General features: G+C 39.9%; 14 protein-coding genes. 10 read left to right on the top strand and 4 right to left on the bottom strand.

Features of this window, described 5'->3' with window-relative positions; translation table 11 throughout:
• Positions 1 to 263 precede the first annotated feature (263 nt).
• The 6 genes from HUO09_RS05120 (at position 264) to HUO09_RS05095 (ending at position 8,664) form a co-directional block, all read left to right on the top strand.
• Positions 264 to 1,868: an ATP-binding protein gene (locus HUO09_RS05120; RefSeq protein ID WP_188233215.1), complete on the top strand. Its 1,605-nt coding sequence runs from the start codon at positions 264 to 266 to the stop codon at positions 1,866 to 1,868.
• Between the two features lie 130 nt (positions 1,869 to 1,998).
• The gene (locus HUO09_RS05115; protein ID WP_373563687.1) at positions 1,999 to 4,572 is read left to right on the top strand and encodes a bifunctional aconitate hydratase 2/2-methylisocitrate dehydratase; all 2,574 of its coding nucleotides are present in this window, start codon (positions 1,999 to 2,001) and stop codon (positions 4,570 to 4,572) included.
• A gap of 110 nt (positions 4,573 to 4,682) precedes the next feature.
• A complete protein-coding gene (locus HUO09_RS05110; protein ID WP_188233213.1) occupies positions 4,683 to 6,569 on the top strand; it encodes a methyl-accepting chemotaxis protein in 1,887 nt (628 codons plus the stop codon).
• A 95-nt stretch (positions 6,570 to 6,664) separates the two neighbouring features.
• The gene (locus HUO09_RS05105) at positions 6,665 to 7,381 is read left to right on the top strand and encodes a hypothetical protein (RefSeq protein ID WP_188233212.1); all 717 of its coding nucleotides are present in this window, start codon (positions 6,665 to 6,667) and stop codon (positions 7,379 to 7,381) included.
• A 245-nt stretch (positions 7,382 to 7,626) separates the two neighbouring features.
• A complete protein-coding gene (locus HUO09_RS05100; protein WP_167410567.1) occupies positions 7,627 to 7,887 on the top strand; it encodes a DUF5062 family protein in 261 nt (86 codons plus the stop codon).
• 282 nt (positions 7,888 to 8,169) lie between these two features.
• Positions 8,170 to 8,664 (top strand): YcxB family protein, encoded by a 495-nt coding sequence (locus tag HUO09_RS05095; RefSeq protein ID WP_167413793.1) that lies wholly within the window; start codon positions 8,170 to 8,172, stop codon positions 8,662 to 8,664.
• Between the two features lie 164 nt (positions 8,665 to 8,828).
• Here the strand turns inward: HUO09_RS05095 and HUO09_RS05090 are convergent, their stop codons facing one another.
• Positions 8,829 to 9,167 carry a cytosolic protein gene (locus tag HUO09_RS05090; RefSeq protein ID WP_167413792.1) on the bottom strand — a complete coding sequence of 113 codons (339 nt, stop codon included), beginning with the start codon at positions 9,165 to 9,167 and terminating at the stop codon, positions 8,829 to 8,831.
• A gap of 433 nt (positions 9,168 to 9,600) precedes the next feature.
• Between HUO09_RS05090 and HUO09_RS05085 the strand changes: the two genes are divergently transcribed.
• Entirely contained in the window at positions 9,601 to 10,107 is a 507-nt protein-coding gene (locus HUO09_RS05085) for a GNAT family N-acetyltransferase (protein WP_223159326.1), read from the top strand.
• A 347-nt stretch (positions 10,108 to 10,454) separates the two neighbouring features.
• A complete protein-coding gene (locus HUO09_RS05080) occupies positions 10,455 to 12,026 on the top strand; it encodes a sensor domain-containing diguanylate cyclase (RefSeq protein ID WP_188233210.1) in 1,572 nt (523 codons plus the stop codon).
• Between the two features lie 269 nt (positions 12,027 to 12,295).
• Here HUO09_RS05080 and HUO09_RS05075 read toward each other — a convergent pair whose 3' ends face one another.
• From HUO09_RS05075 to HUO09_RS05065, 3 genes are all read right to left on the bottom strand, one after another.
• Positions 12,296 to 12,637 carry a carboxymuconolactone decarboxylase family protein gene (locus HUO09_RS05075; protein WP_188233209.1) on the bottom strand — a complete coding sequence of 114 codons (342 nt, stop codon included), beginning with the start codon at positions 12,635 to 12,637 and terminating at the stop codon, positions 12,296 to 12,298.
• A gap of 31 nt (positions 12,638 to 12,668) precedes the next feature.
• Positions 12,669 to 13,649, bottom strand: coding sequence for an SLAC1 anion channel family protein (locus tag HUO09_RS05070; RefSeq protein WP_188233208.1), 981 nt, complete (start codon positions 13,647 to 13,649; stop codon positions 12,669 to 12,671).
• A 443-nt stretch (positions 13,650 to 14,092) separates the two neighbouring features.
• The gene (locus tag HUO09_RS05065) at positions 14,093 to 15,490 is read right to left on the bottom strand and encodes an SLC13 family permease (RefSeq protein WP_188233207.1); all 1,398 of its coding nucleotides are present in this window, start codon (positions 15,488 to 15,490) and stop codon (positions 14,093 to 14,095) included.
• A 121-nt stretch (positions 15,491 to 15,611) separates the two neighbouring features.
• Here HUO09_RS05065 and HUO09_RS05060 point away from each other — a divergent pair, with 121 nt between their 5' ends.
• Both HUO09_RS05060 and HUO09_RS05055 read left to right on the top strand, forming a co-directional pair.
• Complete coding sequence (locus tag HUO09_RS05060) at positions 15,612 to 16,409, top strand: helix-turn-helix domain-containing protein (protein WP_167413614.1); 798 nt, start codon at positions 15,612 to 15,614, stop codon at positions 16,407 to 16,409.
• Between the two features lie 132 nt (positions 16,410 to 16,541).
• Positions 16,542 to 17,276: a peroxiredoxin gene (locus HUO09_RS05055; RefSeq protein ID WP_223159325.1), complete on the top strand. Its 735-nt coding sequence runs from the start codon at positions 16,542 to 16,544 to the stop codon at positions 17,274 to 17,276.
• Positions 17,277 to 17,733: the final 457 nt, after the last annotated feature.

The following is a 17,733-nucleotide window of genomic DNA, read 5'->3' as shown; positions in this document are numbered from 1 at the left end:
TTACATCCTCAAATTATTGGATTTAATGCTGGTTCAAAAACTTGAATATAGAACCAATCATATCGCTCCAATTAGATTAGGATTGTGATGGTTATTGATATCAATCTGGAACATAATTGATAGTATGAAGTTAATGGACAAAATAAGATAACTATCCTAACTTCATGTTTTTTAAAGGATGAAATTTTTAACTCTATTAGTTTCTTACATAGGGATTTTATGTATACTTTGAGCTAGTGAATTTTATTCAGAGAAATACCATTGTGAAGCCGATATCATTTTTTCAGAAAATTTTACTTATAATGCTATGTTCAGTTTTTATTGTAGTATTTGTATTTGAGTATGTTCTTTATGAGAATATTAACTCTGTAAGAGTTGATAGCATAAAATCTCTCGCATTAAGTCAGGCTAAACTTATCACATCCAATCAGAATCTGAGACAGGCTGTATATAATCAAGATAGCCTTATGATCTCTAGATTAATGGAAAACTATATTCCTCCAGAAGATATAGACTATGTTTCTATAACAAATACACAACAAATTCGACTTTATCATAGTGAAGGTAGAGGTGTTGGGCAGCCTTTAGTGAATGCCGATTTTGAGAAAATAAAAAATGGAAACGACGTTACTTCAATTAGTACGGGAATAGAAAATAAGCTTTTAATAAAAGCGAGAGTTCCAGTTTTTTTTGATGAAAAATTTTGTGGTGTCGTATCCGTTGGAATTAATTACCACAAGGCTTTGGGTCCGTTGTCGAAAAGGTATTTATCGACACTCATAGTGGCGTTGCTACTTCTGTCTTTCTTTGGTTTCTTTAGCTTGAAATTTGTTCATTACCTCAGAAAAAAAATGTCTCACCAAACACCTCAGCAGATTGAGATGGCTTTAAAGTTGAGACAAGGAATACTTAATACAGTCTTTGAAGGTGTTGTCGCTGTAGATAAATCTAACCAGATTTTAGTGATTAATGACTCCGCTTTGCGCGACCTAAACATTCTAGATGGGCGCGATAAAGTGAATGGTTCACACATTTCAGACTACTTATATCCTATTGAATTTTTTGATATTTCAAACAAGGATGAGATTGTAAACTATCCCATGACATGCAATGGGGAAGAGTTTATTGCGAACAGACGCTTTATGTATGATGAGCAAGGTGAAAAATCCGGTGTTGTCATTAGCTTACGTATTAAAAAGGGATTAGAAGAACTCGAGCAAATTATAAATTATGCCAACAATGACAAAGAAAACTTACGTGCGATAATCCATGAATTTAATAATCAGCTGTCAATCGTATATGGCTTACTGCAAATGGAACAATACGATAAAGCCATTAACTTTATTAAAGACGAACATAAAAGTAAGCAAAGTGACATTTTTAACCTGTCAAAAATGTTTCAGTGTTCTACTTTTGTAGCTTTAATTTTAAGCAAGCTCTCAAGAGCTAAAGAGCTTGGCATTGTTCTAGAAGTCGATCCGTTTAGCTATGTTCAGTCAGATACCATGCCTATCAGTGAAAATGAACTGAATTGTATTGTTGGTAATCTATTAAATAATGCGTTTGAAGCTATTATTTCAACAAAAGGTAGTGACCGAACGGTTCGACTGTATGTGTATGAAGGTGACGATTTTATAATAGAAGTTGAAGACAGTGGTTGCGGTATTAGTGAGCAAGAAATAGATAAAATATTTGATAGAAAATTCACCAGAAAAAAAGATCCGAATCATGGGATTGGCTTGAATCTAATAAATAATATTGTAACCAGTTCTAATGGAACTATTGTAGTCGATCAATCAGAGTTGGGAGGCGCGCTATTCTCCATATATATTCCCAGTACGGAAATGAGCCTAGCCGAAGAATCATAAAAATTTATGTTCATAAAAAACATAGTGTTCTTTATGCTACGTGGGCAGTTAGTTATTAATCACGTTACCGACAATACAAAGTAATGACAATAGTACTATTCATTAAAATAGGAATAGTATTATGGATACAATTTACCAGCATTACATTAATAAGTGTAAAGAGCGTGATGTGATTGGCGTGACTAAACCCTCTTTATCTGCTGAAGAGGTAACCGCTTGCTTTTCATTGCTTGAGACTGAGACCAATGACTTACGCGTTGCTGAATTGGTTGAACTTATTACCTATCAAACTCCAGCAGGCGTGGATGACGCAGCGTTTGTCAAAGCTGAAAAGCTGTTTGCTATCGCGCAACAGAAGCTAAGTGTAAATGGTATTAGCCCAGAAGAAGCAACAAAGCTGTTAGGAAGTATGGTAGGCGGGTATTGTGTTGATAAGCTCATAACAATCCTAGATGACGATGAATTAGCCCAGACAGCGGCTGATCAATTGAAAAGTATCATCTTGGTTTACGAAAAATCGGATGATGTTGTTGCTAAAGCGCAAGCGGGTAATAAATACGCAGCGGAAGTGGTAGATAGCTGGGTAAACAAAGAATGGTTTACTCGTCGTCCCGAGGTTGCTCAGTGCTTGACGATGACAGTATTTAAAGTGTCTGGCGAGAGCACAACGGATGATTTTTCACCTGCTCCGGATGCTTGGTCTCGCCCCGACATTCCTCTACATGCGAGAAGTATGTATAAGAACCCACGCGATGGTGTACATCCAGATGAAGATGGTGTCACCGGTCCGGTAGCTCAAATAGAACAGCTAAAATCTAAAGGCCATCCTATCTGCTTTGTTGGGGATGTTGTCGGTACGGGCTCCTCTCGAAAATCCGCGGCTAACTCACTAATTTGGTATATCGGTGACAATATTCCTTATGTGCCCAATAAAAAGGCTGGTGGCGTTGTACTAGGCGGGAAAATTGCGCCGATATTCTTCAACACACTGGAAGATTCCGGAAGCTTGCCAATTGAAGTTGATGTTACTCAGCTAAATACTGGCGACGTTATCGATATTTACCCTTATCAGGGTGTTATCTGTAAGCACGGTTCTAATTCGGAAATTGCGGCCTTCAAGTTAAAGCATGATTCAATTTTGGAACAGGTTCGCGCTGGTGGTCGGGTTCCTTACCTAATCGGTCAGTCTCTAACGAATCGGGTGCGTAACGCACTAAGCTTGCCATCAACAGAAAAGGGTAGCGAGAAGGCAACAGGGCCGTTTACTCAGGCGCAAAAAATAGTCGGTAGAGCATGCGGTGTTGAAGGAATAAAACCTGGAATGTTTTGCACACCTAAAGTGACTACTGTCGGTTCACAGGACACAACGGGTGGTATGACTCGCGATGAGATAAAAGATCTCGCCTGTACGAAATTTAGCGCTGACCTTGTTATGCAATCTTTCTGTCATACCTCTGCTTACCCAAGAGCTATCGATAGCAAACTGCATGATACATTACCGGGTTTCTTCCATTCTCGAGGTGGTATAGCCCTTCGTCCGGGCGATGGTGTCATTCACTCATGGTTGAACCGTATGCTGGTTCCAGACACTCTTGGTACTGGTGGAGACAGCCATACGCGTTTCCCTGTGGGAATTTCATTCCCAGCAGGCTCTGGAATGGTCGCTTATGCTGCGACGACAGGCACTATGCCAATAGATATGCCGGAATCTGTGCTTGTTCGGTTTACCGGCGAGATGCAGGCAGGTATTACCTTGCGAGATCTGGTTCACGCGATTCCATATTTCGCTATTCAGAAAGGCTTGCTCACTCTGGAAAAAGCAAATAAGAAGAACGTTTTTTCTGGTCGTATCATCGAAATTCAGGGACTTGAACATCTAAGTGTTGATGAGGCATTCGAACTAACGGACGCTTCTGCTGAGCGGTCTTCTTCAGCTTGTAGCATTGCACTTTCAGAAGATAAAGTGATCGAACATATGAAGTCTAATATCACTCTGTTGAACTGGATGATAGATAACGGCTATGGCGATCGTACGGCTCTGTCAAATAGAATCCATGCTATTGAAACGTGGTTGAAAGAGCCGACTCTAATTAAAGCCGATGAAGATGCTGAGTATGCAGAAATTATCGAAATTGACCTCAATGAAATTAAAGAACCTATTCTCTGTTGTCCTAACGATCCTGATGATGCGAAGCTTTTGTCAGATGTAACAGGAACTGAGGTAGAAGAAGTCTTTATTGGTTCATGTATGACTCATGTTGGTCACTTCAGAGCGGTTGCGCAGTTGCTGTCAGAACAGAACCAAATTGTCCAATCGAAATTATGGCTAGCACCACCTACCAAGATGGACGATGTTCGCCTCCGTAAAGAAGGGTGTTTTAACACCTTCGTCCGATTTGGTGGACGTATAGAAGAACCTGGATGTTCTCTATGTATGGGTAATCAAGCGAGAGCAATGGAAGGTACAACAGTTGTTTCAACCTCTACTCGTAACTTCCCTAACCGTATGGGAACAAATACAAATGTGTTTCTTGCATCAGCGGAACTGGCGGCAATTACGGCAATTATTGGACGGCTTCCGACGGTAGGCGAATATCTAGAGGCAATGTCTGGACTTCAAGAGAATAAAGACAAAATCTATCATTACTTGGCTTTTGATAAGGACCCTCTTTATAACAAAGAGTTAAATCTTCTTACTGCTTAATTCAACACATGTACTATCCATTTTTATGGATAGTACATTTCATGATCCAGTTTTTGTTCGTTTATTTCTTAATAGAAATTGGAGATAAAGTCGATAAGGTTTAATTTTATATGTCTCTTACTAAGAAAATCTTAGTTATTTGCTGCGTCATTGTATCTATTTTTAGTGTAATACAAGCGAGTATTGCTATTAATCGAATTCAAGCACAAATAATGGATAACATTTCCATATCAAATAGCCTCTATGTAAGAAGAAATGCAGAAGCTATTGGAGAGTGGTTTGGTCAAAGAATGAATGTATTACAAGCTTTTTCCTCTGCACTAGACAGAATTGATGACGCCTCTGTACTAATAGGTGAAATCGATACAGTAAGCCGTGCTGGAGAATTTGGTTCGGTGTTGTTTAGTACACCGAATGGAGATACATACAGAGCAGAAGGTTTGAATACCAAGGATAATTATGATCCAACGATACGTCCTTGGTATAAGAATGCATTGTCGAGGGATACGGTATACCTTAGCCAACCCTATATTGGTTCATCCAGTGGAAAACTCATTACCACAGTATCAAAAAAAATATTATCTGGTAACAAGTTACGTGGTGTAGCGATGGCATCTATTCCACTGGATAAAATACACAATGACATCCTGAGTGTGAAAGTTCCGGGTGATGGTTTTTCTGTTTTGTTTTCTGAAGATGGCAAGATTATCTCGCATTCTAGTAAGTTTAAAGAAGATGAGATCTTTGCATCTGTGAGAAACAATTCTTCTGTTAAAACACTCATTGAGCAACAAGACAGCGAGCAGTTAATTCCGATATCTATCAATGGTATTGATTACTTGGGCACGATTTCATCAGTACCGAATACTAATTGGTACTTGGTTATGATGAGTCAGAAATTATTATTGTTAGAGCCGGTTAAAGAGCTATTAATATATCAGGTGTTGGCAACAGTAGTTATTATTTTAGTATCTATCATTATGCTGACAATGATATTGAGATATTTGTTGTCAAACCTAAAAACAGTCGCAACTGAACTAGACAATATTGCTAGTGGGCAGGGTGATCTCACCGTATCTATCCACTCTAAAAGTAATGACGAAGTTGGAAAACTAGCAATTAGTTTCAATCTATTTGTCAAAAAAATGCACAGCTTAATATTTTCTATCAGCCAGCTTTCAGCGGAAGTTCAAGAGCAAGCGGAAATTATTTCTGATGCTTCCAATGAGAGACAAGCGATGATAGTCAATCAGCAGGCGGAGGTCATTATGGTTGCAAGCGCGATGACAGAAATGTCTGCTACAACAGATGATATTGCGGACAATGCTGAACACGCCGCGGAACGCATGCGTCAAATGACGGACGTTAGTCAAAACGCGAACGATTTAGTCTATAAAAGTCAGGCATCAATTAGCGAGCTGTTGGAAGAAGTACAAAATGCTGGCTCCGTAGTTGATGCGCTGCATAAACAGGGGGAAAGAATTACCCTAATTGTTTCGGCAATAAATGAAATTGCAGAACAAACTAACCTATTGGCACTAAATGCTGCAATTGAAGCAGCTAGAGCTGGTGAACAGGGTAGAGGCTTTGCTGTAGTCGCGGATGAAGTAAGAAGCTTATCTTTGAAGACTCGAAATTCTACAGAAGAAATTAGTCAAATGATCAGTCAACTTCAGAATACCGCTATGAAAGCGGTTAATGGAATGAATCATTGCCATGAGTTAGCAGAGCAAAGTGTGAAGAATACCAGTGACGCTGTGGACGTATTCTCTATCATTCGTAGCTCTGCAGTCGATATCAATAATATGTTTACTCATATTGCTACTGCAGCCGAACAGCAGGCTGCTGTTAGCCGTGAAATAAATGGTAACACCGAATTGATTAAGCAAATTTCAGATCAGTTAAATGAAGAAGCAAGCAAAGGTGCTGAACATTCAATTGTGTTAAATAGGTTTGCTCATGAACTGACAGAGCAAGTCCATAAATTCAAGATTTAGGTTGTCAGGCAATCGAAGTTTACTAAGAGTTGTTTTTTCGTATAAAAGGAATAGTATTACCACCTATATTCAATCTGTTGATTATGGAGGGTGTTTTGAATACTTGTCGTTATTTAGTTCTTTTATTTTTAAGCATTTCTTTTTCTAATAGTTCAAGCGTGAGTGCAAGTCAGGACATTTCCACATTAGCAAAAAAAATATATGTAAAAAATGACCGGTTGTTTTTTCGAGGAGAAATCACCCATGACTCAATAAACTATGCCTTTTCAGAAATAGAAAAATATGAAGGTGATATTCGTTATATGACGGTTAAGAGTGAAGGTGGAGATATTATTCCTGCAATGCAGTTGGGACGGTGGATTTATGATCACGATATCGCATTAACAGTGGATCAATGTTTTTCCTCCTGCGCTAATTATTTTTTTACTGCGGCTGCCTCAGTTCATATTAACAAGGGAGCTGTTGTAGGGTGGCATGGGGGAGCATTACAAAAGAATTTCAAGCCTGGTGCCGATGCAGATTCATATGATTGGAGACATTGGCACACTATAACCACATTAGAACGCAATTTTTTTAAACACATAGGAGTAAATGAAGATATTACTATCTACGGTCAGTTGAATGATTTCGCTCTAATGAAAGCAGAACCATCTTGTATTGCTGCAGATAAGAAAGGGCATTTAGACGGTTGGACTTATTCAGTTGAGGATCTAAAACATTTCGGAGTTAACCATGTAACCAGTGATAATAAGGTTCCATTCACAGATTACCCTAATGGTTGGACAGCGGTATGTATCATCCCGGTTTCATGATTCATTAAGTTTTTACCGAGAAAGCCAATCCGCGATGACTCACATTTATCCATCAACGTGTCAGCTTGATGTTGTCAGATCGCGCAATATCTCTGCATGGAATCTCCCATTAACTCGCTGTTTCGTGTGTTTTTTAAGCACTTAATGAATGTTGCAGCCTAAACTTATCAATATGAGAGTTTACTAACACGCCATTGGAGACACTTAATGTATTCTTAGTTGAAACTAAGAAGAGGCTTCTATCAATGTCACAAAAATCCATGCTTAAGAATGAAGACAAACTGGTTAAGAAGGCGCTTGAGATAGGTGGGAAGATGGCAACACTGCAAGGTTTTGACCTTCCTAAGTCGCCACAACCAGTAAGAGTAAAAGCGATTTACCTATTTTTGGTCGATGCCAAACAAATCACTCCATTACCTGACAGCAAGCTCGACGGCGCAAACATTAAACACAGACTTGCGCTTTGGATGCATAATGCATTGCCAGATAACGACCCTCTAAAATAAAAAACTATGCTGTCTGAAACAGGTGTTAAATAGAAATAAACAAACCATACACTCATCAAGTATCGAGCGTAACTCTAACTTATTTTCCGCATCCTCTGCGTACCAAGGGTTAGTATTGAGTTGTCTGTGTATCGCATACAGAGCGCCTAGCATCTTTTGGTATTATTGTTTTACAAAACAGAATCAATATTGCTAAAGATAAGCTCTGAGACGCGATACAATGCTCGTGTTCCAAGATTGCAACTGGAATACCTATTCACAGAGACCTTAAAGTACCCATACATGTCTAAAGATTTCGATTTCACCACAGAATATACGCTCGATAAGCCTTTCTTTGCCGAGTGTTATGATCAAACTAGTCAGCCTGCTAAGTTCCCAAAAGCGTATCTGAAAGGGATACTCTTTCTTATTTTTGGCACGGTTCTATTAGAGTTTGAGCTGTTACCTAACGGTTATGTCGGTTGGTTCTTTATCGTATTGAGTGTTATTGAAGCGTTCAGTGTTTACTGTAAGCGAACTTGGTGGTTATGGCGACAAACCATCAGCTCAAGTCGTGGCAACAAAGTGGTGTTTCAAGTTAACGCGAACGGTGTGAATTACAAAAGCGGTGAAATCGACCGCTACATCGCTTGGAGTGAAATTGACCAACTTGAACAAACCGATTTAGGATTCATCCTTCATCTAGGTAAACAGCGCCAATATGTCAGCAAATCTTGCTTAAAGGAAGAAGTGATCGTATTCATGATTGAGCAGCACGCCGCCTCAAAAACGAACTGATGTTATTGTAGCGAGTTATCAGCTCTAGTGTTCAAGTCCTCAGCCAACAAAAGGTGAATCGATTGGTTCGGCCCCGTTCAATTCGCCCCCAGTTAATAAACAAAACGCTTTTGGACGAACGACTAAGGATGCCAATTCTCCAATTTCAAATGACTGAATAATGTTCAGCCCATTCGGGTAATAAAAGTTTGTTCGTCATTCACAAAAGCCACAAAGCCGCTGTGATAGATAAACACCCGACCATGCCCCTCAACTAGGCAGGCAAGCTGTGGGTTCAAATCTTCTTCGTTATCTTGGCTTTGAAATGTTCCGGTATCAGTGATCACGCCCTGGAGTGGAGGCAAATATCCATAAGCACGCTTGGCTTGATCAAGCGGGTTTAATTCGCTGGCGGCAGAGAAGTAAGAGGGGATGGCCCCCGCTTCTTCGATAAATATAGTTTTCAATTCTTCAAAAGCTGTAATCACCAGCCAGTCGATGCCATTAACATGATGAATAAACATAGGGTTTCTCGGTAAATCTGGTGCAGAGATTTTATCATTACCAGGGGTGGAGTTAGTAGTGGTTTAGTTGCTAAAGACGGTAGTTCTGTGCCATTTCTGTGCATTCATTAGGTCAACTTGAAACGGTCTTTGCCTGAAGTCGTTTCAGTAGGCAGTTTCTAACTCGGAAGTACCCCAAAGTTTCTCAGGGTTGTCTTTCAGCTCAGATTCAAAAATCACAGTTTGACCTAATTCAAGTTATCCGAGGGGGGAGTAGAGGTGCGCCATTTGCAATCTAACTTCATTTTCTTGTCATTAACCAACGGATAATCAATTGATGTGCTAAGAGGCTGGCAGCATAATAACGCGATGAAAAAGCGACCTTTAGGCCACTAATAAGCACTTTGTGCCCGGAGAGATAATGATAAATACGACAAGGACTAGAATAGAAGTAATGTCTAACAGGCATGCTTCAAATCTGCTTTCTTACGAACTCGAAAATCGTGAACATTTAGCTCCATGGTCACCACTTCGTACAGATGAATTTTATACTTTAGACAATTGGCGGTCTCTGTGTGAAGCCAGTGAGTTGGCGTTTGAGAAAGGTAGTGAAGTCAAGTTTGTTGCTTTGGACAAAGATACTGGTGAAATTGTTGGTGTGTGCAGTTTTACGGCTATAGCTCGTGGTGTTTTTCAAGCCTGCTTTTTAGGTTACTCCATTGCCAAAAAGTTTGAAGGCCAAGGCTATATGACCGAAATACTTGAAGCTTCGATAGGCTACATGTTTGACGTCGTTGGTCTTAACCGAATAATGGCGACGTACATGCCACATAATGCTGCGAGTGAAAGAGTGCTTTTTAAACTTGGTTTCGAGAAAGAAGGTATTGCTAGGAAATACTTAAAAATAGCAGGGAAATGGGAAGATCATATCCTCACGTCCAAAATTAACGAACGAGCATGACAATCGACTAGAGCTTCATTTTTGTGCGCTAGCTTCTGCTGGCTCACCTTTGCCCCATTTAAAGTTAGCACGCTTTTCCGTTAAACTTTACTGATGGATGTTTGACCTATTTTTTCTAATCAGTTTAGCGTTTAGTAAAATGGAGCTTATCGTATTTCGGCCAAATATTATCTCCAATGCATATATAGCGTGCATAACAGCTAATTGTTTTTATGGGGTTGTTAATATGCTAAAACGTTCGATGTGTTGTAACATTCTTTGAATTCTTTTTAATGAATTTCTTTTATGTGGCCGAGTGTAAGTCTCGGTCTACATACCGAATGATGGTTTGGAGTCAATCGTTCTAAATGTTTAATAAATTAAATTTAAGAAAATTGATTTTGCTTTTATGCGTATTCAGTGTCGCCATCACGTTGCTGAATGCTTTTTATTCGGTGTACCGAGTACAGAAAGCCTTGATACTCAACAATACGATGGAGTCGAATTGGGTCTATGCAGAAAAAATGGCAAGTATGACGGATACTTTCATTGATTCCGCAATGTCTCAATTGAATTTCAGCGCAAGTAAGTTGAGTGACAAAATGGACGATGTTCAAGCATTAGACAGTGAAGTTGACCGTTTGAGATTGCAGACAAACTCTTTTAACTCAGTGGTTATTGTGGATACGGAAAGCACCATCATTGCAATATCGCCTGAGACGTTAGCAGTGAAAGGCGTTGTCTTAACTCAAGAGAAAGCTCGTCAATCTTTGAATGCCAAAGCTCCTCTCATCACGGACCCTTTTGTATCACCTTCGGGTAATTATATTACCAGCATTTCCCATCCTATTTACTCTGAAACCGGAGACTACCTAGGGTATGTCAGTGGTACGTTGTATCTTGAGCAGGCAAACATCTTAAATACGATTTTAGGTAAGCACAGCTATCGTGATGGCTCATATATGTATGTAGTGGACCGGAACGGAACCATCATTTTTCACTCTGATGAAATGCGGATTGGGCAAGTTATCAAAAATAACGCGGTTATCACTGCCGTTATCAACGGTGAAGATGGGTACGCTGAAATCACCAACTCTCAGGGAATTGAAATGTTAGCGGGTTATGCGCCTGTGAACAATTCCAGATGGGGTGTGGTGGTTCAGAAACCGAAGAGTAATGCCCTAGAAAGCCTTGATGAACAAATGTATGACGTTATGTGGGAGGGACTACCACTTGGTTTAGTAACGTTGTTGTTGATATGGGGACTTTCTGTATTTATTACACGACCGCTAAAACAGTTAGCTAATGCCGTTACTGATATAGAAAATGATCAAACCACGGTATCAAATTTAACACGAATCAACGCGTGGTATTTTGAAGTCAACCACTTAAGGCGGAGCTTTTTGAATGCCTTTAGCATCGTATCGAATACCATCAATAAGCTGCATTCTGATACGTTGACTGATGCCATGACGGGATTACTCAATCGCAGAGGCCTTGAGAAAGCGATTGATCAATTTAAGGAGCAGAACAGGCCGTTTTCGTTATTGGCCTTGGACATTGACCATTTCAAGAAGGTCAATGATACCTTTGGTCATGATATGGGGGACGAGCTAATAAAACGCGTGAGTAAAAAAATGACAGCCCAAGCAAGAACTCAAGACATCGTTTGCCGCTCTGGGGGGGAAGAATTCGTTATTTTTCTTGCTGATACAGATTCCGAGCAGGCCTTTGCTGTTGCAGAGCGAATACGTCGTTCCATTGAAGTCTGTCATTTTGAGGCTGTTGGCCGTGTGACCATTTCAATTGGTGTATCTTATTGGCAAGGACAAACGGAATCTGTACGTGAAGCGATTAAACATGCAGACAATGCGCTATATGAGGCTAAGCGTAATGGTCGAAATCGTACCGAGTTACATTCATTTGCAATGAGAAACTGAGATGTAGTAGCCCTGAGGTGTACCATCGCTAATTACGGTAAACACACCTTTGTCCCAATAGTTGTTAGCCTAATACTTAGTGCACACTTCTCCTGCCATTAATTGGTCTACCTGTAGTAATGTATGACTGTATTAGGTCAGTTTAAAAAAGAATTAACATCTTTTGAAAGTATCCTTTGATAACCTCTCAAAGGATACTCATATAAGAAATCTTTACTTCTCTTACCTGTAGAGCCATGTAGTTTGGGTATAGTAACTGGAACAATTAATTATTGGTAAAACTCGTCCACAGCAGCAAACGCTTGCGTTCCATAAATAACGGCAGGGCCACCTCCCATCAAAATAGCCACGTTAATGGTTTCAATTAGCTCTTCTCTGGAAGCTCCTGCTTTGACAGCCGCTTCAACGTGGGAACCAATACAGCCATCACAACGGACATTGATAGCAATAGCAACAGCGATCAGCTCTTTGTACTTAGTTTCCATTGCACCGGGCGCGAAAGCAGCCTTGTGAAGGCTTAAAAAAGCGTTAAATGTATCCGGGCTCTCTTTTCGAAAAGCGGAACCTAATTTGCGCTGTTGCTGATTAATGTCTGTATAATTTTTGCTCATAACGTTACCTCAGTTGTATATTTAAATTTATTTACTCTGGTTTGCATATTTCACCGGCTTTTATTGCTTTGAGTGTATTAAACGAAAGCCACAGAATAAGAAGAGTCAGGCCCCCTAATAGTGTTTTACCAAGATATAAACACGTTGATGATTGCGTTAACTCTGCATATCTAAATAGAGCTACGTTAAAGGCAGCTAGCGGGAATGAAAAAGCCCACGAAGAAAGATAAAAACCACATTTCCTAAATTGATTAATATTGATTGCTAGCAAGATAGCGATAAATAGTGCTACAGAGGCAAGTATTCTCGATAAATCAGTCAGTTCTGGCACTAGCGCACTATAGGAGACAAACCCAATAGATGGTGGCGCTAACAATATAAACAGCATAGGTTTAAAACGTGCTGGTAACGTTTCATGGAAAATCAAACGGTTGGTAATGATGGTTAATAGTACCATCCAGAAAACAATACCAACGCCGAAGAAGAACCAGCTTATTTCGATAAAGCCCAGCTTAGCGCCTGTAATTGGAGCAATGATGTTACCGACAACAGGGATAAACCAACTCGGGTTAGCGTGCTCTAGTCGGTAGTGGTCGTGGTGTATCCAGCTATGCATAACCAATAAAGTTAACGACAGCTGAACGATCGCTCCAATCCCCCACAAAAAACAGGAAAGAGATTCAAACCTGTGCCAAACGACGGAAAGAAGCAAAAGGCTTATCGAGAAAGCGGCAAAGAAATTAATCTTGATTGGGTGTTTTGTTTCTGCGGTTACTGCATTTGGATAGCGGATGAGTTTTAGCAGATAAATTCCACTAACCAGTATCATTACGACACTCGCCAAAGCACTGGTAAATGTTGTCACCAGAGGAAAGGACATCCCCAGAGCTTTTTGCCATGCAATTGAAAACCCGCTCAAACCCATAACAACAGAGAACATTGAAATAGGGAAATGTATTAGTCGGCTTTCTTCCTTCTCAGAGGGTAGATGGTTTATGGATAAGTCTTTCATATCAAGCCTTTTATTTGGTAGGTTGTAGCGAAATCTAACTAACCTCAAACTATCATTCAGGTCTATCCACCACATGGTTTAACACGCTTAACTGCGTCGTCAGTTATGTGTTGGGTATTGCCATTAGTTAAAGCTAATATACTCTCGTATGGTTGGCGTTTTAAGTAGGTAATGTGCCAAGTTATATTTCCAATGCGACAAGTAGCTTTTAACCAAATGAATTGTTATAGAGTACATATATATTGCATACGCTATATAAGTAGGTCGAATAACTTTATGCGTATACGAGATTTTCTACATTTATCTGCAGAATGATTCTAATAAATCAAAGGGCTACTATGTAAACTATCAATATAGGCATTAATGAAGCTGACCGCATTGCAGGAGTCAGGCTCTATTTATTTTGCTTTTTGACTAAATAAGTTATTAGTGGCGGGGAGCTATTAACTAATCCAGCCTAGTAGTTGCCACCATAGGAAATCTAAAGGCATCAGCACAACAACAGTAATGGCTGTTAACGGCAGAGTAATTTTTAACAGCTTAGACAAAGGCTCTTTTGATAATTGCATTGCAACGACCAATGGTCCCACTTGATATGGAAAAATCACGGTTGAAAAACCAATTACCTGAGTCATTATTACTGCGGGTAGAGAGAAGCCAGTTATTTGAGAGAAATCTCCGGCCATAGGTGTTAATACCGTTGGAACACCTGGGATTGTTGCGATTAATCCTGTGAGAGTTGAAATGATAGACAGTGCCATGAAGCTCAGAAATGAGCTGTCTTGGTCTGCTGGAAGTATATGTCCGAATAGCTGACCTAATGCCGAGCCAATTCCTGATTCATTAACTAGCGCTCCTAGCCCTAAAGCACCTGCAACGAAAATTACTGTGGCAAAATCAACGGAGCTATTAAATGCTTTTGGTTCTACAACTCCCCATTTAGGTAGCAGGAGAATAATTGCTGTCACTAAACCTACCCAGGCAGGATTAATGCCGTGAATAGTATCCGTTATCCAGAATAACAATGTGATAGCGAGCAAAATACCTACTTTCTTCTGCATCTTTTGGTCGGAAATGAAACTTTCGTTACTGGTGTCTTTATTGGCTGACGGAGCTGAAATTTCGTCAGGGAAAATACGCAGTACCAACCAAATGACGACCAAAGATTTAACGATACCTAATATGGGAAAGTGAAGTAGCAGGTATTCAGTGTAGCCAAAGGTAATATTTAGAAGGTTTTCACTGGAACCAGCTAAAATCATGTTTGGAATATTGGCGGGCAATACCGCAAAACTGGGCATATTACATGAAATTGCTAGGGCAGTGGCAATTCCTATTCTCCCGTTACTGCCTTTTTTAAGTCCAATAGTGTCAGCTAATGCCATGCCGATAGGAATTAATACCACAGCCCTACCGACAGAAGAGGGCATAATAAACCCCAGCGCCATAGCACTAAATACCAAACCGGCGATAAGGCGTGGATAACTGACTGTTAAATAGGGTGAAATCAATGTCGCAAGTTTTTGGCCCAACCCGGATTTGGAAATTGCCGCGCCAATGATAAACCCTGAAATGATAAGCCATACAGCGGTAGAAGCAAACCCCGCGAATACGATCGATGGTGAAATCAGGCCCAATATTGTGACTAAAGAAAAGAAGATCAAACTAGCCAGAAAGGGAGGAACGAATCCTGAGCTCCAAAAAACGAGTGTAACTAAGACAACTGAGGCACTCCGGGAAAATATCCCGGACTGACCTGGAAATGGATAAATACTAATAACAAGTGCAAATACCAAAGCGATAATTACAGCGAATGACTTTACATTTAGCCGGCTGACCATATGTATTTCTCCTGAAATTTATAATTATTAGGCTCTGTTGACTTAAAGGATCAATAGGCTCTAGATATATTGTTGAGTTATTTCTAAAATACCTTTTTTTGCTACGTTTTAACGAGACAGGATGTCAAAACATATTCCTAACACGACAATGTTATCACCCAGTGATGTTGCTTTTGTCTTAGACCCTGCTAAACCGGTGCTTACCCACAGTCGTAGTATGGTTGCTGAGTCTGCGATCGAGCTGCATGCTCATCCCAGAGGGCAACTTCTTTGGGGAGCTAAGGGGATATTACGTGTAACCAGTGAAAAAGCGGTGTGGGTCGTTCCATCTACGCATGCTGTGTGGATTCCGGGCGGTCATTACCATCAGGTGAGTAATGAAACTGCCACTCAGACCCGGAATTTATATGTCGATCCTTCGTTTTGTGTTCGCCAGAATTCCGATAAAGTCGTCATGTTAAAAATGAGCTCGTTAATGCGAGAAGTAATACTCAGGCTTACAGAACGCGCAGACTCTCTCACAAAAGAAAGAGCAAATAACTTAGGCTTGGTTGCTCTTGATGAACTTGAGTCTTTGGAAGCATTAGAACTCTATATTCCATCAGGACATGATCCTCGCCTGCAACGTCTCATCAGCCTTATTGTTAATCAACCTGACCAATTTTTGTTACTTGAACAGTTGGCAAATCAAGTAGGGGCAAGTGTCCGTACTATCGAAAGGTTGTTTAAAGCAGAGACAGGACTCACATTCCGTCAATGGCGTAGCCGTTTTCGTTTGATGAATTCTCTGGAGAAGATCTCTCAGGGTTATAATACTACTTTGGTTGCGCATGAGCTGGGTTATAGCAGTGTGAGCAGCTTTATCTCTTCTTTTAAAAAATTGTTTGGTTGTACACCTCAGGAATATGCTCAAAGGTAATTCTTTTGTTTTATTACGTTTGTTGAGCAATAAACTTGTTTAGCCTTTCCTATTTTTATACTCACACAAAAACTCCCTTGCATATTTGTGACATTTGACATAATAATTATTGGCATATGCTAATAATTTTGCATGCAAATAGGTTTAAGAAAGGAGTGGATTCCTATGGGCTGTGATACAGGGTTAATCCCAATAAAAAGTAAAAAGATTGAGCAAAATGTTTCTGAGGAATTACCTAAGGAGAAAGTAAGTATGAGTTCAACAATGGTGCGACGTGAAATGCCTGAATTCACCATGGATGCCTTTGATGCGAAGACTGGACATTTCACTTCGGTTTCTAGTTCTGACTACAAGGGTAAATGGGTAGTAGTATGTTTTTACCCTGCTGATTTTACTTTTGTTTGCCCAACTGAAATTGCGGCGATGAATGCTAAATATGACGAATTTCAGGAGCTGAATACAGAGATTCTGGCCGTTTCTGTTGATTCAAAATTCTCTCACAAACGTTTTGTTGAAACAGAGCCATTACTAAAAGGATTAAAACTCACCATTGGTGCAGATTCAAACCAGGAAGTCAGTAGAATGTTTGGAGTGCTGGTTGAAGAAGAAGGCGTAGCATTACGTGGACGATTCTTGTTTAACCCAGACGGTATTTGTGTTGCTCAGGAAGTACAAGCTGATTCAGTAGGGCGTAACGTGAATGAATTTTTACGTCAGGTTGAAGCATGGCAATACGCAACAAAAACTGGTGAGGTTTGTCCTGCTGGATGGCGTCCAGGTAAAAAAACATTACCTGTAAATACAGAAGCAGAGCAAATGGCTGGTCGTGTTGGTGACTATATTACTATTGACGAAATCATGAGCTGATTTTTCAACGACTATCGGAATAGGCCGACGTTTATTCGTCGGCTTCAATAGATCAAATCTATACAATCATCTTTTCCATTACCTGTGGTAATTTGTGATTTGCTAGTTTAAGTAAAAACACTAGCAAGGTTTTGTCCATCTTCGATTTAACTGATGTGGCTAGCTCAGAAATGTTTAAAAGTCTGCCAACCTAAAGTTTGCGTACATTTCTTATGCCATGTTCAGTAGCAGGCCGAGCCACAAACTTCACCACACTTTTCCATATGAGTTGCTGAGAGATTACGATGCAAGAACGTTCCGCTTCACGAGCAATAGTGTATTTACAGGCAGTTCTCATTATTTTCTATGCGCGTAGCATATTCCCACTATATTTCTTTGAACAATATCACAGCTGAAAATATATTAAGCAACTCTTATTTTTTTTGTGAATTCATCTGCAATAAGAATCAACCTTTCT

Source organism: Vibrio sp. Y2-5 (assembly GCF_014596725.1).
Classification (GTDB): domain Bacteria; phylum Pseudomonadota; class Gammaproteobacteria; order Enterobacterales; family Vibrionaceae; genus Vibrio.
Note: the sequence above shows the minus strand (reverse complement) of the source record. Positions and strands in the feature narration are given on the sequence as shown.